This window comes from Rhodococcus sp. O3 (assembly GCF_048897285.1).
In the GTDB taxonomy this organism is placed as follows: domain Bacteria; phylum Actinomycetota; class Actinomycetes; order Mycobacteriales; family Mycobacteriaceae; genus Rhodococcus.
On record NZ_JBMBTE010000061.1, the window covers coordinates 1 to 22,103 of the forward strand.

Here is a 22,103-nt window from a genome sequence, read left to right on the forward strand (position 1 = left end):
GCCGGCACCCTCCTCAGCGTCTTCTTCACCGACGCACCGGTGACGAACTACGACGAGGCGAAGGCCGCGCAGACCTGGCGTTTCCCGGCGTTCTTCCACGCCCTGCTCGAGCACGGCGTGTACGCCCCGCCGAGCGCTTTCGAGACCTGGTTCGTCTCGTCCGCCCTCGACGACGACGCCTTCTCGCGTATCGCCGACGCCCTGCCGCACGCCGCGAAGGCCGCCGCGGCGGCGACCGCCCCCTGACCCGCCCCGACCCCGCCTCCATCCCCGATCCGCTGACGCCCGACGCGAGGAATACCCACGTGACCGAAACCGTCCCGTCCGAGAAGCGCACCATCGTGCACGTGCTGCGGCACGGCGAGGTGCACAACCCCACCGGCATCCTCTACGGCCGGCTGCCGGGCTACCGGTTGTCCGTCACCGGTGAGTCCCAGGCACGGTCGGTGGCGGCGGTGCTCGCCGACCACGACATCGCGCACGTCGTCGCGTCCCCGCTCGAGCGCGCGCAGCAGACCGCCGCGCCGATTGCCGAGAAGCACGGACTGCCGGTCCTCACGGACGACAACCTCATCGAGGCGGGCAACCAGTTCGAGGGACTGAAGGTCGCGGTGGGCGACGGCGCGCTGAGCCGTCCCCGGCACTGGTGGAAGCTGCGCGACCCGTTCACCCCCTCGTGGGGCGAGCCCTACCTGCAGATCGCGCATCGCATGCTCGCCGCCGTCAACGCCGCGCGCGTCGCCGCGGTCGGCCGCGAGGCGGTGTGCGTGAGCCACCAGCTTCCGGTGTGGACGCTGCGCCGATTCCTCGAAGGGGAGCGGCTGTGGCACGACCCGCGGAACCGGCAGTGCAGTCTCGCGTCTCTGACGTCTCTGGTGTACGACGGGGACACCCTCGTCGACATCGTGTACTCGGAGCCGGCCGGGGCCTCCGACCCGAATGTGCACGGCGCATGAGAAGGATCTTCGTGGTCGTCGCGGCGCTGCTGTGCAGCGTCGCGGCCCTGACGTCGTGCGCGACCGGAGACGACGCCGTCGCCACCGGCGGCACGTTCGATTTCGTCTCCCCGGGTGGTCAGACCCGCATCTTCTACGATCCGCCGTCCGAACGGGGCACCCTCGGCGCCCTGTCCGGTGAGGACCTGATGAACGAGGGGCAGACGCTCTCGCTCGCCGACTACGAGGGCAAGGTCGTCGTGCTCAACGTGTGGGGTCAGTGGTGTGCTCCCTGCCGCAGCGAGGTCGGGGACCTCGAGCAGGTGTACGAGTCGACCGAGGACCTGGGCGTGCAGTTCCTCGGCATCAACGTCCGAGACAACCAGCGTGACAAGGCGCAGGACTTCGTCGTCGACAACAACGTGGCCTATCCGTCGATCTACGACCCGGCGATGCGGTCGCTGCTCGCGCTGGGCCGCAACTATCCGACCTCGGTGGTGCCGACGACCGTGGTGCTCGACCGCGACCATCGCGTCGCCGCGGTGTTCCTCACCGAACTGCTCGCCGAGGACCTGCAGCCGGTGGTCGAGCGGATCGCCGCCGAACCGGCCGGACAGCAGTGATGTCGAGTACGGCAGTGACGACGAGTACCGCAGCGTTCACCGCGACCGGCGCCGACACGGTGCTGGCGTCCGGTGTGGGCGACACCTTCCAGTCGCTGGCCGCGAGCGGGCCGCTGCTGGTCGCCGCCGGTGCGTGCCTGCTCGCCGGTCTCGTCTCGTTCGCGTCGCCGTGCGTGGTGCCGCTCGTTCCCGGCTATCTGTCCTACCTGGCCGGGGTCGTCGGTGCGGAAGCGCCGGCGGTCACCGAGACGCAGGCGCAGGCCCGCACGACGACGCTGCGCAGCGACGGCCGGTTGCGGGTCGCCGGCGCCGCGGCGCTGTTCGTCGCCGGATTCACCGTGGTGTTCGTCCTGGCGACCGCGTCCGTCTTCGGTGCGATCTCGTTGCTCTCGGTCAACCGTGACGTCCTGATGCGGGTCGGCGGGGTCGTCACCATCGTCATGGGCCTGGTGTTCGTGGGCCTGATCCCGGCGCTGCAGCGCGACACCCGGCCCGAGCCGCGCCGTCTGTCGAGCCTGGCGGGTGCACCGCTGCTCGGCGGCGTCTTCGCGCTGGGTTGGACCCCCTGCCTGGGGCCGACGCTGGCCGGGGTGATCTCGCTGGCGGCCGGCACCGAAGGCACGACGGCGGCGCGGGGTGTCGCCCTGATCGTCTTCTACTGCCTCGGGCTGGGTCTGCCGTTCGTGGTGCTGGCCCTGGGGTCGGCGCGCGCGTTGCGGGGGGTCGGCTGGCTGCGGTCGCACGCCCGCACCGTGCAGATCTTCGGCGGCATCATGCTCGTCGCCGTGGGGGTCGCCCTGGTCACCGGCGCGTGGGACATGTTCGTGTCCTGGGTGCGGGACGCCTTCATCTCCGAGGTGACTCTGCCGATCTGACGGCAGAGGTCGCCACAAGTTCCGAACGTTTCGAGAGGCAGTACATGCAGCCCGATCAGATGGTCCCCGCGGGCAACCCCGGTGCCCCGGCAGGAGGGCACCGGTGACCGCGACCGACACCCCGACCACCGCGCCGCAGCCGGTGCCGCCTCGGCAGGGTCCGGCAGGGCGCGCCGTCGCGTTCGTGCGCAACACCTGGCGCGGGCTGACGTCGATGCGCACGGCGCTGGTGCTGCTGTTCCTGCTCGCGCTCGCCGCCATCCCGGGTGCCCTGCTGCCGCAGCGCAGCCTCAACGCCGGCAAGGTCGACGAGTACATCGCGGCGCGGCCCACCCTCGGACCGTTCATGGACAAGCTCGAGCTGTTCGACGTGTTCGGCAGCTTCTGGTTCACGGCGATCTACGTGCTGCTGTTCGTCTCGCTCGTCGGGTGCATCCTGCCGCGTTGCGTCGAGCACTTCCGGGCATTGCGCACCCGCCCGGTGGCGGCGCCGCGGAACCTGGGCCGGCTGCCGCACCACGCCGAGACGACCGTCGGCGGGAGCCCCGAGGAGGTCCTCGCCCGGGTCCGCGGGCAGCTGAAGGGCTGGCGCATCGCCGAACGTGCCGGGGGACCGCGCGCGAAGGACGGCGAGCTGACCCTGTCCGCCGAGAAGGGCTATCTGCGCGAGTTCGGCAACCTCGTCTTCCACATCTCCCTGGTCGGCCTGCTCTTCACCGTCGCCATGGGCAAGCTCTTCGGATACGAGGGGCAGCGGATCCTCATCGCGCACGGGGAGGAGTTCTGCACGACCTCCCCGGCGTCGTTCGACTCGTTCCGTGCCGGTGTCACCCTCGACGGCACCGGTCTGAACCCGATGTGCATCCGGGTGAACGATTTCGAGGCGGACTACCTCGACAACGGCCAGGCCGAGATGTTCACCTCGAATATCGACTACCAGTACGGCGACGACATCACCTCGAACACGTGGCGGCAGGCCGAACTGAAGGTGAACCATCCGCTGCGCGTCGGCAGCGACCGCGTGTACCTGCAGGGTCACGGATTCGCGCCGACGTTCACGGTGACCTGGCCGAACGGCGAGACCCGCACCGAGACGCTGCAGTTCGCCCCGGACGACGCGACGACGTTCCTGAGCAGCGGCGCGATGCGGTTCGACCCGCCGGGCGGCATGTTCCCGGACGCCGACGAACGCCGCAAGAACCAGATAGCGATCGAGGGCCTGTTCGCGCCGACGGCCGCGCTGCACGGGTCGCTGCTGTCGTCGGCATTCCCGAAAATGCTGGATCCGGCCGTCGCGATCGACATCTACAAGGGCGATGCCGGCCTCGACACCGGCAGCCCGCAGTCGTTGTTCTCGCTCAACGGCGAGCTGATCAACCAGGGTCGCCTGGTCAAGCAGGACCGGGTGAACCTGCGTCCCGGCGAGAGCGCCACGCTGGCGGACGGCACCCAGGTCCGCTTCGACGGCGCCACCGACTTCGTGAACCTGCAGGTCTCGCACGACCCGGCGCAGCAGTGGGTGCTCGTGTCGGCGCTGGCGATGATGGCGGGACTGCTCGTGTCGCTGCTGGTCAAGCGGCGGCGTGTCTGGGTCCGGGTGTATCCGGCCGGTACAGTGACAGGCGGCGAACGACAAACCGTAGTAGAGCTCGGTGGTCTGGCCCGTACGGATCAGGCCGGCTGGGGTGACGAGTTCGACCGTCTGGTTGCGCGCCTGCTCGGTCACGACGCTGCCGGTTCGGCAGAGGAGAAGAACAGATGATTGCTCACGAGACGATCGCACGGTACAGCGACTGGGCTTTCGAATCGGCATTCGCGGTGCTGGTGCTGGCCCTGGTCCTGCTCGTCGCCGAGTACGCGACCCACCGGGCCGACCGGGTCGCCGAACGCGAACTCGTCACCGCCGGTGCCCCCTCCGGGGGAACGCAGGTCCCGGGCCGCGTCGACGGCCCGCCGACCCGGACGCTGTCGGAGCGGCTCGGCAACATGGGTCGCGCCCTCGTGGTCGTCGTCGCCGCGCTGATGGTCGCCTCGATCGTGCTGCGCGGGTTCGCCACCGAGCGTTTCCCGCTCGGCAACATGTACGAGTTCGTGGCGATGGCCTGTACCGCCGCCGTCCTGTTCGGCCTGGTGGCGCTGCGCAAGCCCGCCTACCGCATCATGTGGGTCTACCTGCTGGTGCCGGTGCTGATCCTGATGTTCCTCGCCGCGACCGTCCTCTATGCGGACGCCGCGCCCGTCGTGCCGGCTCTGCGTTCGTTCTGGTTGCCGATCCACGTGACGATCATCAGTGTCGGCAGCGGCATCTTCCTCGTCTCCGGTGTCGCCAGCCTGCTGTTCCTGCTGCGCATCCGATTCCCGAAGGACGCCGAGGGGAGCGGTGTCCTCGGCCGCGTCGCCCAGCGCCTGCCGGACGCGCAGACCCTCGACCGCCTGGCCTACCGCACGACGATCATCGCCTTCCCGCTGTTCGGTGCCGGCATCATCCTCGGTGCGATCTGGGCCGAGGCCGCGTGGGGCCGGTTCTGGGGCTGGGATCCGAAGGAAACCGTCTCGTTCATCACCTGGGTGGTCTACGCGGCGTACCTCCACGCCCGCGCGACGTCCGGTTGGCGCAACACCCGCGCGGCCTGGATCAACGTGGCCGGGTTCGTCGCCATGCTGTTCAACCTGTTCATCATCAACATGGTGGTGTCCGGTCTGCACTCGTACGCCGGCCTGACCTGATCCTGCTATCGTCTCCGCGATCGTTGGTGGGGGCGAGAACAGGGGGAACGGGCGATGCCGGACGGGACGAAGCGGGGGCCGTCGGCGCAGGATCTCGATGCGTCGCTGCTGGTGCGGCGGGTGACGCCACCCCCGGCGCGGGGCTGGCGGCGCGCGCTCTACCAGGGTACGGGCGGTCGCATCAACGTCGGGGAGAACGGCCGCGACCGCAGCCGGGTCGAGCTGGCCGACCAGGTCCGGCAGCCGCTGCACGGCTGCTACCGCATCGCGCTGCTCAGCCTCAAGGGCGGGGTCGGCAAGACCACGACGACGGTCACGCTCGGCTCGACGTTCGCGGCCCTGCGCGGGGACCGGGTGATCGCGGTCGACGCGAACCCGGACCGGGGCACGCTCAGCCAGAAGGTGCCGTCGGAGACCCCGGCGACCGTGCGCACCCTGCTGCGCGACGAATCACGCGTGCGCACCTACGGCGACGTCCGCGCCTACACCTCCCAGAACCGGCACCGGCTCGAGGTGCTCGCCTCCGACAGCGACCCGGCGGTGTCGGAGGCGTTCAGCGCGCAGGACTACGAGCAGGTCCTGTCGACGCTCGAGCGGTTCTACAGCATCGTGCTCACCGACTGCGGAACCGGGCTGATGCATTCGGCGATGCGCGCGATCCTCGAGAACGCCGACGCGCTGATCGTCGTGAGTTCCGGTTCGGTCGACGGCGCGCGCAGTGCCTCCGCGACGCTGGACTGGCTCGACGCGCATGGCTATCGGAACCTGGTCGCGGAGTCGGTGGCGGTGGTCAACGCGGTGCGGCCGCGGTCGGGCAAGGTCGATATCGATCGGCTCGTCGGGCACTTCGCGCAGCGCTGCCGTGCGGTCCACGTGCTGCCCTTCGATCCGCATCTCGAGGAGGGCGCCGAGATCGATCTCGATCGCCTGCACGCATCCACCCGCCGCGCGCTGCTGGGGCTCGCGGCGGATGTGGCCGCGGATTTTCCGCGGCGGTCGGGGAATCAGTCGCCGGGGTCCTGATCGGGGGCGGCCGGCCCTTCGGTGCGGCGCCGGTGTACCTCGCGATCGACCTTCCACAGGAATTCTGGATCGTCGTCCGGACCGAGGGCGCGTCCGGATGGCGTGTGCATTGCCGGACCGAACGCCTTCCACAGCAGAACCGCGAGTGTTACCGCACCGATGAATGCCAGCAGATAGAGCACGATGCACCTCCTTGCCGTGGACGCGCCCCTGTCGGTCCGGACCGGGCCGTGGGCGACTCTTCCACCAGTCTATGCGCCCCGACCAGCGGTGACACGGTCAGGCGTCCCCGACGCTCCCGGCGACTCGAGGTGCCGGGTTCGTCCGAAAGGTCGGAATGCGACTATCGGCGTTGCGTCGAGTAGAGGCGCTGTCAGCGGGTCGCCTCGGTGGTGAGCGAGCGGAGCAACGCCAGGACCTCCGATTCCCGGAAGCGGCGATGTCCGCCCGGGGTCCGCAAGGAGCCCAACCGGCCGGCGTGGGCCCACCGGGTCACGGTCTTGGGATCCACGTGGAAGAGGGCGGCGACCTGACCGGGCGTCAGCAGAGATTCCTTGGCGCCGTTGAAAGCGGGTGCACTCATTGCTGTAGTCCTCCGGGTGTTTCGTCGTGATCGGGTGATTCGATCGGTTGTTCCCAGCCATGTTGACACCGAAACCCCTGGTTGCTCGAACGGTCTACGGTTGGTAAAGCGGAAGTAATAGACAAAACGGACGTTTTGTATGCCGTACCGGAGTGGGGATGCGGCACGAAAATTCGGGGCCGCCGTGGACGGTTACCCTGGATGCGTGAACGACGCAGCCGACAACCGCCCCGACCAGGACCGACCGACCGCCACCGGCAAGGGAGCACTCGCCCGCGACGTGGTCCTGTACTCGCTCGCCCGGATGCTGCTGGTTCTCGTGCTCGCAGTCGTGATCCTCTACGTTCCGCGCGCCTTCGGGGTCGAGATCCCGCTCCTCATCGCGGCCCTGTTCGCGGTCCTCATCGCGATGCCGCTGTCGCTCGTGTTGTTCGCGCCCCTGCGGCGGCGGGTCAACGCGGGCATCGCCGACGTCGACGCCCGCCGTCGCGCCGAACGAGCCGACCTCGAGGCCCGCCTGCGCGGCCGGGACGGCAAGTGACCGAACCCGGAGAGCCGGTCGTCGTCGACAACAGTGCGCCGCGGGACTGGGTCGACAACGCGATCCGGCTCATCGAGGCGGACGCGCAGCGCAGCGCGGACACGCATCTGCTCCGGTACCCCCTGCCTGCGGACTGGGGCATCCAGCTCTACCTCAAGGACGAGTCGACCCACATCACCGGCAGCCTCAAACACCGGCTCGCGCGGTCGCTGTTCCTCTACGGGCTGTGCAACGGCTGGATCCGGGAGGACACCCCGATCGTCGAGGCGTCATCCGGATCGACCGCGGTCAGCGAGGCGTACTTCGCGAACCTGCTGGGACTGGAGTTCGTCGCGGTGGTCCCGCGCAGCACCAGCGCCGCGAAGGTCGCGCTGATCGAGGCGCAGGGCGGCCGCTGCCACTACATCGACCGGCCACCGGAGATCTACACCGAGGCCCAGCGCCTCGCCGCCGAGCTCGGTGGCCACTACATGGACCAGTTCACCCATGCCGAACGCGCCACCGACTGGCGTGGCAACAACAACATCGCCCAGTCGATCTTCGCGCAGCTGCAGCTCGAGGAACATCCGGTGCCGGAGTGGATCGTCGTCGGCGCGGGCACCGGCGGCACAAGCGCCACCATCGGCCGCTACCTGCGGTACCAGCGTCATCGCAGCCGGCTCGCGGTCGTCGACCCGGAGAACTCCGCCTTCTTCGGCGGCTACGCCACCGGATCGGCCGACTACACGACGGGGATGCCGTCCCGCATCGAGGGCATCGGACGGCCGCGCGTCGAACCGTCGTTCGTCGGCCAGGTCGTCGACCGGATGATCCGCGTCCCCGACGCCGCGTCCATCGCCGCGGCACGGCACGCGAGCGAGGTCCTCGGCCGGCGCGTGGGCGGGTCGACCGGCACCAACCTGTGGGGTGCGTTCGGGCTCGTCGCCGAGATGCTCGCCGAGGGACGCCGCGGCAGCGTCGTGACCCTGCTGTGCGACGGTGGGGAACGCTACGCGCAGACCTACTACTCCGACGAGTGGGTCGCGGCCGAAGGCCTGGATCTGACCGGCCCGGCCGACACCCTCGAGCAATTTGCGAAGACCGGGACCTGGGCTCCCTGACACGCTGCGGCTGCGCCGCCCGTGTGCCTTGATGGCGGCTGCGCCGCCCGTGTGCCTTGATGGCGGCTGGGACCGCCACATAGGCACACGGCCGAGGGGCCCGGCCGCGTACCGTGGACGCATGGATCGCCCAGAGGTGACCCTGGCGAACGCCGATGCCGTATACGACTTCTACCGCGACCACCGGCAGCCCCGCGTGCCTGCCCTGGCCGCCTACGCGATGCTCGCGGCCCGCTACCGGCCGCGCGTCAACTACCGAGGCGGGGCCCGCGACGCGCTGCGCGCGGTGATCGCCGACGGCACGCCTCTGCTGATCGTCGCGAATCACCTCACCTACAGCGACCAGTACACGCTGGCCGCCACCGCATGGCGGTCTCCGCTGCGCACGCTGATCGGCCGCACCAGGGTGCTGGCGAAGGACGAGCTGTTCCGCAAGCCGCGGCAGCGCCGCGAGGTGGACATGATGGGCGGCATCCCGGTGTTCCGCGCGAAGAACTACGGCGTGCGGGCCGCCGCCGAGGCGGGCCGTCAGATGATGGACGTCGCTGCGTTGCGTCTGAGCAGGGGTGATTCGCTGGCGATCTTCCCGGAGGGAACGTGCAACACCGTCGACCCCGCCCGGGTGCAGGCAATGGGCAGCGGCATCGGCCACATCGTGCGACGCGCCGACGCGCTCGGTGCGAAGCCGGCGCTGGTGACCGTCGGCATCTGCTACGGACCGGACAACGACCCCGGGAAACCCGCGAGCGTCTTCATCACCCTGCCGGTACTCGGGCTCACCGGAACTCCGCGGGAGATCACCCACCGGGTCGCGGAGGAACTGCAGCACGCGGTCGACGGCGCCGTCGCACGTTATTGACGCCGCCGCACGATATCCACATCGCACGGTATCAACACGGAGTCGGGGAGGGACGGCCGATGGCGGTGACGAGCGCGGGTCTGCTGCTGTACCGCATCGATCCGTCGGACCTGCTCACCGTGTGGCTCGTTCATCCCGGCGGTCCGTTCTGGAAAGGGAAGGACGAGGCCGCGTGGTCGATCCCGAAGGGGGAGTACACCGCGGACGAGGATCCCCTGGTCGTGGCGCTGCGCGAATTCGAGGAGGAGTGCGGCTTCCCGGCACCGCAGGTGTCGACGTCGCTCCTGGGAAGGTTCCGGCAGCCGTCCGGCAAGGTCGTCACCGTGTACGTGGGCGAAGCCGACGACGTTGCTGGGGGCTTCGCGTTCGTGCGCAGCAACACGTTCGAACTCGAGTGGCCGCCGCGGTCGGGGCGGACGCAGGAGTTTCCCGAGGTCGACGACGCCCGCTGGGTCACGTTGCCCGTTGCGGAGTCGGCGCTGGTGAAGGGGCAGCGGCCGATATTGGGGGCACTCCGGGAGTATCTCGATGCAGCCGGCCGGGTGTACCGGACCGGCTGATACGCGACGGACGCCCCGCTGCCCCTGTTCGAGGGGTGAGCGAGGCGCCCGTCCGGGCCATGGTGGTGCGTACCGTCGGCGGACGACCCAGCGGGGTCAGGCGTTGGCCGGAACGGCCTCCCGATCCGGGGCGCTCGGCTGGACCGGAGCCTGCTCGGTGCGGGCCGGGACGAGCAGCGCGACCAGGGCGCCGGCCAGGGCGGCGCCCGCACCGACGAAGAGGCAGAGGTGGAACGCGGACTCGGTCGGGATCGAGTGGCCACCCAGGTCCATGGTCTTACTGGTGAGCACGGCTGCCATGACGGCGCCGGCCACGGTGGTACCGACCGAGCGCATGAGCGAGTTGACGCCCACGCTGGACCCGGCCTCTTCCACCGGGACGTTGTCCATGATGAGGGTCGGGAAGGCGGCGTAGCCGATGCCGACACCGGCGGAGGAGATGACGACGCTGACCATCAGTTTCCACGGCGCGTCCATCATGACGGCGCCGAAGACGTAGCCGCAGGCCACGACGGTGGCACCGATGGCCAGGGTGAGGCGGGCACCGATGGCGTTGATCAGCCGCGCGGAGATCGGGGCGAAGATCATCATCATCAGGCCGCCGGGGAACATCCACAGGCCGGCTTCCAGGATCGTCTGCCCGAGGCCGTAGCCGGTGCGCTCGTCCATCTGCAGAAGTTGGGGCACGACGATCGAGGACGCCATCATGCCGAAGCCGATCAGGATGGCGGCGATGTTGGTGAAGAACACCGGGCGGCGGCCCATGGTGCGCACGTCGACCAGCGGATCGTGATGGCGCAGCTCGAACAGGCCGAAGATCACCAGGACGACGATGCCGCCCACGATGCAGGCCCAGGTGGTGCCGCTGTTCCAGCCCCAGGTGGAGCCCTTCGATACGCCGACGAGCAGCGAGACGAGGCCGACGGCCATGAGCACGAGGCCGACGAGGTCCAGCCGGGCCGGGTGGGTGTCCGCGGTGGCCGGGACGACAAGCGCGGTGGCCACGAGGACGACGAACGCCAGGACGGTGGAGACGTAGAACAGGGCGTGCCAGTCGAAGGTCTGGGCGATCCACGCCGACAGCGGCAGGCCGATGGCGCCGCCGACTCCCAGTGTGGCGGAGACGGTCGCGACCGCGGTGGCCTGCTTCTCCTTCGGGGCGAGCGCGCGGACGGCCGAGATGGCGACAGGGATGTAGCCCATCGAGACACCCTGCAGGGCACGACCGACGAGGAACGGCACCAGGCCGGTGCCGACGGCGCACAGGAGCGAGGCGACGACGAGCACCGCGGCAGAGCCGACCATGACGCGCTTCTTGCCGTACATGTCGGCGAGTCGTCCGGTGACCGGCATCGAGACGCCGGCGGCCAACAAGGTGGCGGTGATCGCCCACGACGCGTTGGCGACCGTGGTGTCCAGCAGTTCGGGCAGCTCGGACTGGATCGGGATGACGAGCGACTGCATGAGTGCTCCGGCCAGGGAGCCGAAGCACAAGGTGATGATGACAGCGGTAGCGCGGCTCGATGAAATGAGCGCTGCCGGCGCGCTTTTCGCGGCGGTGGTGTCCATGAGTTCCTGACGTAAGGAGATATGTAAGTTACATATTTAGGTGTGTAGAATACACACGTCCGCGTGTGGAGAAGTAATCGAGTTGGGGTGGTTCGCATCACAAGCCTGATCGAGTCGGTGCGCGCGATGCGCGAATGGGCACTCGTCGTGGCGACCGCGCGCTTCGAACGAGGGCAACGCGCCTCGCAATCCCTGAACCAGCTCAACGCTGCCGACAACCGCCTACTGTGGTTGCTCACCTCGCAGGGGCCGCAGACGATGCGGCAGGTGGCCGAGGCTCTCGGGCTGGAACAGTCCACGGTGAACCGGCAGGTCCACGCCGCCCTGGCCCGCGGCCTGGTCGAGCGCCTCGACCATCCCGCCGGCGGGGCCAAGACCCTGAAGGCCACGTCCGAAGGCCGGAGCATGTTCGAAGCCGAGCTCGCACGCAAGATGACGATCTTCGCGGCAGGCCTGGACGCGCTCCCGGTGGACGAGCGGGACGACTTCGTCCGGAATCTCGAAGTCTTCGCCGAGGCCTATGCCGACGCCGCCGAGCGGCAGGTGCAGTGCGAGGGTGACCGTTCCGGCGATGCCGTCTCCGGGTGACCGGGCGACGTTCATCCGAGTTCTGCAGGGGCGGAACCTGCAACGAATCGTCAACATTTATTGACACGGTGGGGTTGTCAACCTAGATTGACAACATGAGTGAAGCAACGGCGCTCGCCGCATCCGCTGCCAGCCCGGATCCCGCCGAGGGGCTGCGGGCCGTACGTGCGCTGCGGCGGTTGCTCGAACGACTCGAAGAGATCCAGGTCGAGAACGCCCGCACCCAGGGCTGGTCCTGGCAGGCCATCGCCGACGAACTCGAGGTGAGCCGGCAGGCCGTCCACCAGAAGTACAACCGGAAGCGCAGGTGAGCGCGATGTTCGAACGATTCACCGACAGTGCCCGCGCCGCTGTCGTCGACGCCCAGGCGCAGGCACGAGCGCTCGGCGCGACCGAAATCCGCCCGGAGCACCTCCTGCTCGGAGTGCTCGCGACCGCCGACCGATCGCTGCGCGCGCAACTGGCCGGTGTCGGACTCACCGGCGACGCCGTCTTCGCCGACCTCGAAGCCGCCGCCGGCGTGCTCGGGCCCGACGATGCCGACGCCCTCGAAAGCATCGGTATCGATCTCGACGCCATCCGCGAACGACTCGAGAGCAGCTTCGGGGAGGGAATCCTCGACCGCCGATCGACCGCCGCCGGGCGTCCGGGCCGTTGGGGACACATTCCCTTCGCCCGCGGCGCCAAGAAATCGCTGGAGCTGGCCCTGCGCGAAGCCATCGCCCGGCGTGAACGATCCATCGCCGCCGAACACCTGCTACTCGGTATCCTGCGCTCCGACGACCCGACCGCGCTCGGGCTGATAGAAAACCACATCACGCGCGGAGACCTGCGGCAACTGCTGGCCGCGCGTCTCGACCGCGCCGCCTGATCGCCCCGCCGGTCCCACCCGCCACAGCGGCCGACGTGTGTAACAGTGGCGGTATGACATCACTGATCCTGCGATTGGTCATCAACGCCATCGGGCTGTGGCTCGCTGCCACGCTCATCGACGGCGTCCGGATCGGCGCGATGGAAGGCGAGGACGGGCTCACCGGCCGCACCATTCTGGCTCTGCTGGTGCTCGCCGTGATCTTCACGATCGTCAACGCCCTCGTGAAGCCGTTCGTCAAACTGCTGTCGCTGCCGCTGCTGATCCTGACCCTCGGACTGTTCACCCTGGTCATCAATGCGTTGATGCTGTGGCTGACCTCCTGGATCAGCTCGTTCACCGACTACGGCCTGACCCTGAGCGGATTCTGGGCGGCCGTGTGGGGCGCCCTGATCATCTCCATCGTCAACCTCGTGCTCGGCGCGTTCGTTCCCGGCGACTGACCGGCGCCGCGCCGAGCCCCGCCGGACGCCGAGCCGAATGCTCAGCCGAACGCGAGGGCCGGCGCGGTCGCCACGGCCCACACCAGCATGGCGAGCCCCGAATCCTGCAATGCCGGGATCAGGCTCTTGCCCAGACCCCCGGCGCGGACCGGGGCGTGGGCACGCACGGCGAACGGCACGGCGAGCAGACCCGCCAGGGCCCACGGTGTCACCGCGACCAACGCGAGGGACGCCACGAACGGCACCACCACCAGAACCAGGTGCAGCGTGCGGGTGCGCGGATCGCCGAGCCGCACCGCCAGCGTGCGCTTGCCGCTGACCGTGTCGGTCGGGATGTCCCGGAGATTGTTCGTCACCAGCACCGCCGTCGACAACGACCCGACCGCGACCGCGCACGCGAGGCCCGCCCAGGTCACCCGGCCGGCCTGCACGAACTGCGTGCCGAGCACCGCGACGAGACCGAAGAACACGAACACCGCGACCTCACCGAAGCCGGCATAGCCGTACGGGTTGCGGCCACCGGTGTAGTACCAGGCGCCGACGATGCACACCGCGCCGACGAGGATCAGCCACCACGCGCTCGTCGCCGCCAGCACGATGCCCGCGACCGCGCCGACCCCGAAGCACACGAACGCCGCGCGCTTGACGCTCGCCGGTGAGGCCAGACCCGAACCCACCAGGCGCAACGGACCGACACGATCGTCGTCGGTACCGCGGATGCCGTCCGAATAGTCGTTCGCGAAGTTCACACCGATGACGAGGGGCAACGCGACGCACAACGCCAGCAGAGCCTTCCACCACACCCCACCGTCGATCGCGGCGGCGGCGCCGGTACCGGCGACAACCGGAGCGATCGCATTGGGGAGGGTGCGCGGGCGGGCGCCTTCGAGCCATTGACCTGCGGTTGCCATGGATCGATCTTTGCACCCTGCCCGGGGGTCAGGAGAACCGGGCGACGAGCGCGCGGCGATCGACCTTGCCCGGACCCCGCAGCGGCAGGGCGTCGACGACGTGGAGTTCGCGCGGGGCGGCGGTGCGGTCGAGTGTCGCGGCGACGTGGTCGCGCAACTCGTCGAGAGCGGGGGAGCACCCGGGTGCCGCGACCACGACGGCGGCCACGCGCTGCCCGAGGCGGGCGTCGGGCAGGCCGATCACCGCGACCTCCCGCACCGACGGATGCTCGATCAGGACCGCTTCGACGACCTGCGGCACGACGGTGAGCCCGCCCGTCGACAGGGCTTCGTCGAGCCGGCCCAGGATGCGGAGCACCCCGTCGTCGAGGATCCCGGCGTCGTCGGTCCGGAACCAGCCGGGAGTGGCGAACCCGGGATGGTCGGGCAGGCCGCGGTACCCGGACGCGAGGGTCGCGCCACCGAGCCACACCCGCGATTCGCCGTCGACCCGCACGTCCACCCCGGTCAACGGCACTCCGTCGTACACGCAACCGCCGCACGTTTCGCTCATCCCGTAGGTGCGCACGACCGTGATGCCGGCCTCGCGGGCGCGGCGCAGCACCGGCGCCGGGGTCGCGGCACCGCCGAGCAGGATCGCGTCGAGTCGGGCCGCGGCGCGCGTGGCGTCCGGATGCTCGAGGGTCTTGATCAGCTGGGTCGGCACCATCGACGAGTACCGCCGCGGCCCGTCCATCGCGGCGACCGCCGCGGGAAGCGCTGCCGGATCGAACCCGTTCGCGACGTCCACCACCACCGGGTCGGTGCCCGACAGCAGGCTGCGCAACAGCACCTGCATCCCTGCGATGTGATGAGCGGGCAGCGCGAGAAGCCACGATCCGGTTCCGCCGATCCGCTCGTGGGTGGCGTCCCCGCTGGCGCGCAGGGCTGCTGCCGTCAGCTGGGCGCCCTTCGGGGTCCCGGTGGTGCCGGACGTCGCCATCACCAGCCCGATGCCGTCGTCGATCGGTTCGCCGGGGTGCAGCGCATCGGTCAGGCGGCGGATCTCGCGCTCGTCCGCGGCGGGCACGGGCAGCAGGGCGGGACCGCCACCGTCGAGCATGCGGCGCAGCGCAGGAAGTATCGCGACGACGTCCCGACCCGGCGGGACCGGCAGGACTTCGAGGACGTCACTCACAGGTCGCGTCCGGTGAGGGGCCAGCCCCCGGCCTCCAGATGCTTCCGGACCCGGTCCACGTCCCGGTCGAGCGGCATCTCGTTGGTCACCTTCGTGATGAGTACCGCGATGTCGGTCTTCGTGATGGGCAGGTCGCCGGCCTCGATCAGCGCATCGGCGACCTGGTCGACCTCGTCCTCGGACAGGCGGCGGGTGAGCAGCGCCAGCAGCGGAACGTAGTCCTGCTCCGGCACCCCTTCGGGGTAGCCGGCGCGGAGCCATTCGATGATCGAGGAGAGGAACGGAGGCAAGATCACGGCGCCCCTCGCGCCGGTCCGTGGGCGGCTTCTTCCTTCTCGGCCGTGCCGTCCTGGGCCGTTTCGTCCTCGGTCGTGTGGTTCCCGCTCGTGTGGTTCTGGGCCGTGCCGTCGGAGGCCGGGTCGTCGCCGGTGGCGGGTTCGTCTGCCGCGGCGGTGTCGGGAGCGGCGGTGTCGGGAGCGGGAATCGCTTCGCCGGTGGCGGTGCCCCCGGTGGAGGCGGCGTTCTCGGCGGGGGCGGCGTTCTCGGCGGGGGCGGCGTTCTCGGCGGGGGCGGCGTTCTCGGCGGGGGCGGCGTCCTCGCCGGACGTCACCGGCCATCCGCCTTCGGCGAGGCGTGCGGTGACCCGCTCGACATCCTCTTCCGTGGGCTCCTCGTGCAGGACCCCCGCGATGATCTGTTTGAGGGTGTCGTAGTCGACGTGACGATCGGGACGTTCGTGCGCGGTAGCGATGGACAGTTCGACGACCTGGGCGATCTCTTCGTCGGTGAGCCGCCTCCGAAGCACCGCGAGCAGCGCGAAGTGGTCCTTGGCCGGAATGCCTTCCGGGTAGCCGGCGCGCAGCCAGTCGAGGACCGAGCGGAGCGAATACTTGGACACTGGGCTTCTTTCGTGGTGTGCGATCAGAACAGGTTGATGCCGAAACTGCTGGACAGGAAGTCGGCAGTCAACAGCAGTATTCCCGCAATGATGGCAATCACAACCACAGCGAAGCAGACAATTGCACCGGCCTTGCCGATGGGGGTAGGACCGGCGTTCTCATCGGTACCGCCCGACGCCAGCGAGCGCATTCCGAGTGCGAACAGTGCCGGAAGACCGGCACCGAAGATCAGTCCGACCAGCACGACCTGCCAGAGGGAACTCAAGGTGTGGACCAGCAGATTCACAGGCGTCCCTTCGACCCGGCCGGCCGCGCGTCCGGATCCGTCGACACGGTGGGGGCGCCGGCGTTCTGCCCGCCGTCCCACTCGGCGGTGACGTTGGAGGCGTCGATCGGCTGCTTACGCGACCGCAGGTACATGAACCCGGCCAGAGCGCAGAGGATCGCGAACACCACCAGGACACCGGGGAGACCCCCGATCAGGTGGGCGATGCCCCAGCAGATCGCGCCGACCAGGGCGGCCGACGGCAGCGTGATCAGCCAGGCCACGGCCATGCGCCCGGCGACACCCCAGCGGACGTCGGCCGATTTGGTACCGAGTCCGGTGCCGAGGATCGAGCCGGTCGCGACGTGCGTGGTCGACAGTGGCAGACCGAAGTGGCTGGACGTGAGGATGATCGCGGCCGAGGAGGACTCCGCGGCCATGCCCTGCGGCGGGGAGATCTCGACCAGACCCTTGCCGAGGGTGCGGATGATCCGCCAGCCGCCGAGGTAGGTGCCCAGGGCGATCGCGACCGCGCAGGTGAGCTTCACCCAGAACGGCATCTCGGCGTCGGCGGTGATGGTGCCGTGGGCCACCAGCGCGAGGAAGATGACGCCCATCGTCTTCTGGGCGTCGTTGGTGCCGTGAGCCAGTGACACGAGCGACGCGGTCCCGACCTGGCCGATGCGGAAGCCGCGCGTGCGGTGGTTCTCGGGAATGTCGTGGGTGAGCCGGTGTACGGCCCAGGTGCCGACCGTTGCGACGAGGGCAGCGACCACCGGCGCGAGCAGCGCGGGGATGATCACCTTGCCCAGCACGCCGTCCCACACGACGCCGTTGATGCCGATGGCCGCGAGTGCCGATCCGATCAGGCCGCCGAACAGGGCGTGCGACGAGCTGGAGGGCAGGCCGAACAGCCAGGTCGCGAGATTCCAGAGGATGCCGCCGACGAGGCCTGCGAAGACGATGATGAGGAGTTCCTCACCGCTGGTGCTGTCCAGATCGACGACGCCCTTCGCGACGGTCGCGGCGACCTCGACGGACAGGAACGCACCCACCAGGTTGAGGGTTGCAGAGAGCGCGACCGCGACCTTCGGCTTCAGTGCACCTGTGGCGATGGATGTGGCCATTGCGTTGCCGGTGTCGTGGAATCCGTTGGTGAAGTCGAATGCGAGGGCAGTGACGACCACTACCAGGAGGACAACAAGCTCAGCGGTCACATCTCATGATTCTGCTGTAGCGGGGAGGTAAAAGTACAGCGAAGCTCTGATGACGGGGAAGCGTTTCGAATGTGTTACACGAGGTCGCGGGAGGGCGCAGGCCGAAGCGTGTGGGAGGAGTCACTCCCCGAGCGATGTGATCTTGTTCTCATCGTTACTTTCTCGGGTGCCCCGGCCCGATTTCTCGGCCCGCTTTCTGAACACAGCCCGCGCGCTACCGGGTGTCGCGACGGATCGGATGGTCCGGCGGAATCTGGACGAGCACGACGGGGATGCCGTCGGGGTCCGCGATCCACAGTTCGTGCAACCCCCACGGTTCCTGCTTGGCCTCCCGCACGATCTCGACGCCGGCCAGAACGAGTTCCGCTTCGGCGTCGTACACGTCCCGCACCTGCAGCCAGAGGGCGCCGGCGAAGTGGGTCGGTTCGTCGGACGCGCCGTGCGCCGCGATCTCGATCAGCCCCTGCCCGGCGAAGAACACCGTGCCGCCCGGGTACTCACGGGCGATCGCCAGACCGAGGGTGGTTCCGTAGAACTCGAGCGCGGCGTCGTAGTCGCGCGGACGCAGGATCGTCCGGCTGCTCAGCACCTCCACGTTCCGGGTTCCTTCCTTCACTCGTGCGAGTCGGGTCGCGATTCGTGACCTCGCCGGCCGTGGGTCCGTCGTTGTTCTTTCATCTCGGCCTCGAACAGGTGCCGGCGACCGCCGACCAGCTTGCCGCGCACGTCCTCGTCCAGAGCCCGGAACTCCGACCAGTAGCCGTCGTCGAACTCCTCGACGAGCTGGAAACTCCACCGCCCCTCGCCGATGTTGCGGCCGACGAGTTCGGTGCGCACCCGCTCGGCGAGTTCGGCGTGCCCGGCGGCCTCGAGGAGATCGGCGGCGTCGCCGGCCTGCAGGTCACCGCGGCCCATGAGCTGATGGAAGGCGTAGAGGTGACCGCGGGCCTGTTCGATGGTTTCGAGCGCCTCGGACAGCTTTCCGACTGCCTCGATCGTCGCGTCGTCGACTCCGTCCGGGCGGGTGTGTTCGGGTGCCGGGCGCTCGCGGTCGGTCATGGACCACAGTGTGCCGGACCGTCCGGGATTCGCGACCGATTCGCCGAACGAAACGCCCGACTTTCTCCGGTTGCTCGTCCGGAGGCGAGCAACCGGAGAGGAGGTCAGAAGTACCAGGGGAATGGCGACCAATCCGGGTCGCGCTTCTCGAGGAAGCTGTCGCGACCTTCGACGGCCTCGTCCGTCATGTACGCCAGGCGGGTGGCCTCACCCGCGAACAACTGCTGCCCGACGAGTCCGTCGTCCTGCAGGTTGAACGCGTACTTGAGCATGCGCTGCGCCTGCGGGGACTTGCCGTTGATCTTGGCCGCCCACTCGAGCGCGACGTTCTCGAGCTCGTCGTGATCGACGACCCGGTTCACCGCGCCCATCTGGTGCATCTCCTCGGCGGTGTAGGTGTCGCCGAGGAAGAAGATCTCGCGGGCGAACTTCTGCCCGACCAGCTTCGCGAGGTAGGCGCTGCCGTACCCGCCGTCGAAGCTGCCCACGTCGGCGTCGGTCTGCTTGAAGCGGGCGTGCTCACGGGAGGCGAGCGTCAGGTCGCACGTGACGTGCAGGCTGTGCCCGCCGCCGGCGGCCCAGCCGTTGACCAGCGCGATCACGACCTTCGGCATGAACCGGATCAGCCGCTGCACCTCGAGGATGTGCAGCCGCCCGGCCCGCGCCTTGTCCACGGTGTCGGCGGTCTCGCCGCTCGCGTACTGGTAGCCGCTGCGGCCACGGATGCGCTGGTCGCCGCCCGAGCAGAATGCCCAGCCGCCGTCCTTCGGGCTCGGACCGTTGCCGGTGAGCAGCACCGCACCGACATCCGACGTCATGCGCGCGTGGTCGAGCGTCCGGTACAGCTCGTCGACGGTGTGCGGGCGGAACGCGTTGCGCACCTCGGGCCGGTCGAACGCGACGCGGACGGTGCCCTGCGTGATGTGCCGGTGGTACGTGATGTCGGTGAGGTTCTCGAAGCCCGGAACGGGGCGCCACAACTCAGGATTGAAGGTCACGTCGTCACCTTAGAGGGTGGGGTTCGCCACGACCCGATCGTCGGCGGCCGATAACGTGCTCGATATGAGCGAACAAACGGACCGGTCGGTGGACACGGAACACGAACACCACGGCGGGTTCCCCGTGTACACGCCCGTCAAGGCCGGTCCGAACTACGGGCGGCTCGTCGAAGCACTGCGGCGCCTGCAGGATCTCGCGGTCTCGACCAACCCTCCGGACGACGTGGTCGAGCAGGCGATCGTGCAGGCCGAGGCTCTCGGCGACCTCCTCGAGCCGCATCGGGTTCCGGAAGGTAAATCGCCGGCCGGGTTCAATCCGGAGCTGCCCGGCCGCGGGAGCCTACTGCAGCCGCCGTGGCTCATCGAGAAGTTCGACGCCGAAAGCGTCCGCGAGCGCGGCACGTTCCGCCTGTTCCACCGCGGGGGGAACAACGCCGTGCACGGCGGCGTCATCCCACTGCTGTTCGACGATCTGTTCGGCATGGTCGTGCACGCTTCCGGACATCCGATCTCCCGCACCGGCTATCTGCACGTCAACTACCGCAAGATCACTCCGATCGGGAGCGAGTTGGTCGTCGAGGGCCGGGTGGACCGGGTGGAGGGCCGCAAGATCTTCTGCTCCGCGGAGCTGCGCACACCCGACGGCACGCTCTTGTGCGACTGCGAAGCCCTCATGATCCAGTTGCTGCCCGGCCAGCCGTGACCGATCCGGTGCTGCCTCCGCTCGACCTGCCCCCGCTGGACGAAGTTCTCGCCGGCGCGGTCGTCGTCTCGCTGCCGATGCGGGTGCGATTCCGGGGGATCACCACCCGCGAGGTCGTGCTGATCCAGGGCCCGGCCGGCTGGGGCGAGTTCGGCCCGTTTCCCGAATACGGTGACGACGAGGCCGCGCACTGGTTGCGGTCGGCGATCGAATCCGCCTGGCTCGGCGATCCCGAACCGCGCCGGTCGACGGTGCCCGTCAACGCGACCGTTCCCGCGGTCGACCCGGACCGCGTGCCCGAGATCCTGGCCCGGTTTCCCGGGGCGCGCACCGCGAAGGTGAAGGTCGCCGAGAAAGGTCAGGACCTCGCGCAGGACGTCGCGCGGGTGCGGGCCGTCCGCGAGCTGATCGAGAACGTGCGCGTCGACGCGAACGGCGGCTGGACGGTCGACGAGGCCGTGACCGCGCTGACCGTCCTCACCGCGGACGCGCCGCTGGAGTATGCGGAGCAGCCGTGCGCCACCGTGCCCGAACTCGTCGAGCTGCGCCGCCGGCTGCCGGATGTGCCGGTCGCGGCGGACGAGAGCATCCGGCGGGCCGAGGATCCGTTGCGGGTGGTGCGCGCGGGTGGCGCCGACGTCGCTGTGGTGAAGGTCGCACCGCTCGGCGGCGCCCGGCGGCTGCTGGCCCTCGCCGCCGAACTGGCCGAGCACGGAGTGCCTGTCGTGGTGTCGAGCGCGCTCGATTCCGCGGTCGGCATGGGCTCGGGACTGGCCGCCGCTGCGGCGCTGCCGGACCTGCCGTACGCCTGTGGCCTGGGCACCGGTAACTTTTTCACAGCCGATGTGGCACCGGCGAGGACGATGGCCGACGGGGTGATCCCGGTCGGCGCGATCACCCCTGACCCGGCCCGGCTTGCCGAGGTGAGGGCTTCCGGCGAGCGGGTCCGGTGGTGGACGGACCGGCTCCGGCGCTGCCACGCGCTCCTCGGGTAACTCGGGAGTATGTTGCAGCTCCCGGGTCGTATATCGTTCGGGCGTCCCAATGGTCACACAAGTCCCATGTATGGAGGCAGTGAAAGTGGTTGCAGCTCTGGGTGATGCTCTGCTCGGCGCCGACAAGTTCCCGGCAGTCATCTCCGATGTCGAGGCTCTGATCGATGCCGAGGTCTCGGACAAGAAGGGCGCCTCGGGTCTCGCCCTCAAGGGTGGATACGCCGCGGTGAAGAAGGTGGGACCGTCGATCGTGCCGGGCGCGATCGAAGGGCTGCTGCCCGAGTTCGTCGAGAAGATCCAGCCGTTCTGGAACGAGTTCGGCGGCAACGGATCGTTCGCCGACTTCCTCGTCGCCCGCGAGGACGAGGTCTCGAACGCGCTCCTGGGCGTGACGGACGAGCGCATCGCCGGCTCGTCGAAGACCGCCGTCAAGAAGGTGTACGACTCGCTGCGCGGATCGGCACAGAAGCACGTCGCCGAGGCGCTGCCGCGCCTGGGTGCGCTCATCCAGAAGCACGCCGGCTGAGCTGAGCAGTAGATGCCTTTCCGGTCCCGGGGCGGGGACGGGCCCGGGAAGGCATC

General features: G+C 69.3%; 28 protein-coding genes and 2 pseudogenes. 18 read left to right on the top strand and 12 right to left on the bottom strand.

Annotation, left to right across the window (positions count from 1 at the left end):
- The 7 genes and pseudogenes from ACN675_RS17415 to ACN675_RS17445 form a co-directional block, all read left to right on the top strand.
- Positions 1–246, top strand: a pseudogene (locus ACN675_RS17415) (aspartate aminotransferase family protein); the annotation flags it as partial.
- A 59-nt stretch (positions 247–305) separates the two neighbouring features.
- Positions 306–956: a histidine phosphatase family protein gene (locus ACN675_RS17420; RefSeq protein ID WP_420752032.1), complete on the top strand. Its 651-nt coding sequence runs from the start codon at positions 306–308 to the stop codon at positions 954–956.
- Positions 953–1,558 carry a TlpA disulfide reductase family protein gene (locus ACN675_RS17425; RefSeq protein ID WP_420752033.1) on the top strand — a complete coding sequence of 202 codons (606 nt, stop codon included), beginning with the start codon at positions 953–955 and terminating at the stop codon, positions 1,556–1,558. The genes ACN675_RS17420 and ACN675_RS17425 overlap by 4 nt, the downstream gene beginning before the upstream one ends.
- Before the next feature lie 14 nt (positions 1,559–1,572).
- On the top strand, positions 1,573–2,433 hold the full coding sequence (locus ACN675_RS17430) for a cytochrome c biogenesis CcdA family protein (RefSeq protein WP_420752034.1): 861 nt from the start codon (positions 1,573–1,575) through the stop codon (positions 2,431–2,433).
- Between the two features lie 103 nt (positions 2,434–2,536).
- Positions 2,537–4,195: a cytochrome c biogenesis protein ResB gene (gene resB, locus ACN675_RS17435; protein ID WP_420752035.1), complete on the top strand. Its 1,659-nt coding sequence runs from the start codon at positions 2,537–2,539 to the stop codon at positions 4,193–4,195.
- A complete protein-coding gene (ccsB, locus tag ACN675_RS17440; protein ID WP_420752036.1) occupies positions 4,192–5,160 on the top strand; it encodes a c-type cytochrome biogenesis protein CcsB in 969 nt (322 codons plus the stop codon). Before resB ends, ccsB begins: the two co-directional genes overlap by 4 nt.
- A gap of 54 nt (positions 5,161–5,214) precedes the next feature.
- Positions 5,215–6,183, top strand: a complete 969-nt coding sequence (locus ACN675_RS17445; RefSeq protein WP_420752037.1) for a MinD/ParA family ATP-binding protein — start codon at positions 5,215–5,217, stop codon at positions 6,181–6,183.
- On the opposite strand, the gene ACN675_RS17450 is transcribed toward ACN675_RS17445, so the two are convergent.
- Positions 6,165–6,365 (bottom strand): hypothetical protein, encoded by a 201-nt coding sequence (locus tag ACN675_RS17450; protein WP_420752038.1) that lies wholly within the window; start codon positions 6,363–6,365, stop codon positions 6,165–6,167. The genes ACN675_RS17445 and ACN675_RS17450 overlap by 19 nt on opposite strands.
- 191 nt (positions 6,366–6,556) lie before the next feature.
- Complete coding sequence (locus ACN675_RS17455) at positions 6,557–6,766, bottom strand: BldC family transcriptional regulator (RefSeq protein ID WP_006935908.1); 210 nt, start codon at positions 6,764–6,766, stop codon at positions 6,557–6,559.
- Between the two features lie 205 nt (positions 6,767–6,971).
- Between ACN675_RS17455 and ACN675_RS17460 the strand changes: the two genes are divergently transcribed.
- From ACN675_RS17460 to ACN675_RS17475, 4 genes are all read left to right on the top strand, one after another.
- Positions 6,972–7,307 carry a DUF4229 domain-containing protein gene (locus ACN675_RS17460; protein WP_420752039.1) on the top strand — a complete coding sequence of 112 codons (336 nt, stop codon included), beginning with the start codon at positions 6,972–6,974 and terminating at the stop codon, positions 7,305–7,307.
- The gene (locus ACN675_RS17465) at positions 7,304–8,407 is read left to right on the top strand and encodes a PLP-dependent cysteine synthase family protein (protein ID WP_420752040.1); all 1,104 of its coding nucleotides are present in this window, start codon (positions 7,304–7,306) and stop codon (positions 8,405–8,407) included. Before ACN675_RS17460 ends, ACN675_RS17465 begins: the two co-directional genes overlap by 4 nt.
- A 121-nt stretch (positions 8,408–8,528) precedes the next feature.
- Positions 8,529–9,266 (top strand): lysophospholipid acyltransferase family protein, encoded by a 738-nt coding sequence (locus tag ACN675_RS17470; protein WP_420752041.1) that lies wholly within the window; start codon positions 8,529–8,531, stop codon positions 9,264–9,266.
- A 59-nt stretch (positions 9,267–9,325) separates the two neighbouring features.
- On the top strand, positions 9,326–9,826 hold the full coding sequence (locus ACN675_RS17475) for an NUDIX domain-containing protein (protein WP_420752042.1): 501 nt from the start codon (positions 9,326–9,328) through the stop codon (positions 9,824–9,826).
- Between the two features lie 96 nt (positions 9,827–9,922).
- On the opposite strand, the gene ACN675_RS17480 is transcribed toward ACN675_RS17475, so the two are convergent.
- The gene (locus tag ACN675_RS17480) at positions 9,923–11,395 is read right to left on the bottom strand and encodes an MFS transporter (protein WP_420752043.1); all 1,473 of its coding nucleotides are present in this window, start codon (positions 11,393–11,395) and stop codon (positions 9,923–9,925) included.
- An 87-nt stretch (positions 11,396–11,482) separates the two neighbouring features.
- Between ACN675_RS17480 and ACN675_RS17485 the strand changes: the two genes are divergently transcribed.
- The 4 genes from ACN675_RS17485 (at position 11,483) to ACN675_RS17500 (ending at position 13,297) form a co-directional block, all read left to right on the top strand.
- Complete coding sequence (locus tag ACN675_RS17485; RefSeq protein WP_420752044.1) at positions 11,483–11,983, top strand: MarR family winged helix-turn-helix transcriptional regulator; 501 nt, start codon at positions 11,483–11,485, stop codon at positions 11,981–11,983.
- Positions 11,984–12,078: 95 nt separating this feature from the next.
- Positions 12,079–12,294: an HTH domain-containing protein gene (locus ACN675_RS17490; RefSeq protein ID WP_197250562.1), complete on the top strand. Its 216-nt coding sequence runs from the start codon at positions 12,079–12,081 to the stop codon at positions 12,292–12,294.
- Positions 12,295–12,299: 5 nt separating this feature from the next.
- Complete coding sequence (locus ACN675_RS17495; protein ID WP_420752045.1) at positions 12,300–12,854, top strand: Clp protease N-terminal domain-containing protein; 555 nt, start codon at positions 12,300–12,302, stop codon at positions 12,852–12,854.
- Positions 12,855–12,907: 53 nt separating this feature from the next.
- Positions 12,908–13,297 (top strand): phage holin family protein, encoded by a 390-nt coding sequence (locus tag ACN675_RS17500; RefSeq protein WP_420752046.1) that lies wholly within the window; start codon positions 12,908–12,910, stop codon positions 13,295–13,297.
- A 41-nt stretch (positions 13,298–13,338) separates the two neighbouring features.
- On the opposite strand, the gene ACN675_RS17505 is transcribed toward ACN675_RS17500, so the two are convergent.
- The 9 genes and pseudogenes from ACN675_RS17505 to ACN675_RS17545 form a co-directional block, all read right to left on the bottom strand.
- Complete coding sequence (locus ACN675_RS17505) at positions 13,339–14,208, bottom strand: 1,4-dihydroxy-2-naphthoate polyprenyltransferase (RefSeq protein WP_420752047.1); 870 nt, start codon at positions 14,206–14,208, stop codon at positions 13,339–13,341.
- 28 nt (positions 14,209–14,236) lie between these two features.
- On the bottom strand, positions 14,237–15,385 hold the full coding sequence (menE, locus tag ACN675_RS17510) for an o-succinylbenzoate--CoA ligase (RefSeq protein WP_420752048.1): 1,149 nt from the start codon (positions 15,383–15,385) through the stop codon (positions 14,237–14,239).
- On the bottom strand, positions 15,382–15,681 hold the full coding sequence (locus ACN675_RS17515; protein WP_420752049.1) for a DUF3349 domain-containing protein: 300 nt from the start codon (positions 15,679–15,681) through the stop codon (positions 15,382–15,384). The genes menE and ACN675_RS17515 overlap by 4 nt, the downstream gene beginning before the upstream one ends.
- 293 nt (positions 15,682–15,974) lie before the next feature.
- Positions 15,975–16,283, bottom strand: a pseudogene (locus tag ACN675_RS17520) (DUF3349 domain-containing protein); the annotation flags it as partial.
- A gap of 23 nt (positions 16,284–16,306) precedes the next feature.
- On the bottom strand, positions 16,307–16,570 hold the full coding sequence (locus tag ACN675_RS17525; RefSeq protein WP_420752050.1) for a hypothetical protein: 264 nt from the start codon (positions 16,568–16,570) through the stop codon (positions 16,307–16,309).
- Positions 16,567–17,766: an inorganic phosphate transporter gene (locus tag ACN675_RS17530; RefSeq protein WP_420752051.1), complete on the bottom strand. Its 1,200-nt coding sequence runs from the start codon at positions 17,764–17,766 to the stop codon at positions 16,567–16,569. The genes ACN675_RS17525 and ACN675_RS17530 overlap by 4 nt, the downstream gene beginning before the upstream one ends.
- A 214-nt stretch (positions 17,767–17,980) precedes the next feature.
- Positions 17,981–18,361 (bottom strand): VOC family protein, encoded by a 381-nt coding sequence (locus ACN675_RS17535; protein WP_420752052.1) that lies wholly within the window; start codon positions 18,359–18,361, stop codon positions 17,981–17,983.
- A gap of 17 nt (positions 18,362–18,378) precedes the next feature.
- Entirely contained in the window at positions 18,379–18,825 is a 447-nt protein-coding gene (locus tag ACN675_RS17540) for a hypothetical protein (protein WP_420752053.1), read from the bottom strand.
- Positions 18,826–18,929: 104 nt separating this feature from the next.
- Positions 18,930–19,823 (bottom strand): 1,4-dihydroxy-2-naphthoyl-CoA synthase, encoded by an 894-nt coding sequence (locus ACN675_RS17545; protein ID WP_197250554.1) that lies wholly within the window; start codon positions 19,821–19,823, stop codon positions 18,930–18,932.
- Positions 19,824–19,887: 64 nt separating this feature from the next.
- On the opposite strand from ACN675_RS17545, the gene ACN675_RS17550 reads away from it, so the two are divergent.
- The 3 genes from ACN675_RS17550 to ACN675_RS17560 all read left to right on the top strand — a co-directional run bounded on the left by ACN675_RS17550 (position 19,888) and on the right by ACN675_RS17560 (position 22,047).
- Entirely contained in the window at positions 19,888–20,526 is a 639-nt protein-coding gene (locus ACN675_RS17550) for a PaaI family thioesterase (protein ID WP_420752054.1), read from the top strand.
- 77 nt (positions 20,527–20,603) lie between these two features.
- Entirely contained in the window at positions 20,604–21,521 is a 918-nt protein-coding gene (locus tag ACN675_RS17555) for an o-succinylbenzoate synthase (protein WP_420752065.1), read from the top strand.
- Positions 21,522–21,606: 85 nt separating this feature from the next.
- Positions 21,607–22,047, top strand: a complete 441-nt coding sequence (locus ACN675_RS17560; RefSeq protein ID WP_420752066.1) for a DUF6918 family protein — start codon at positions 21,607–21,609, stop codon at positions 22,045–22,047.
- Positions 22,048–22,103 lie beyond the last annotated feature (56 nt).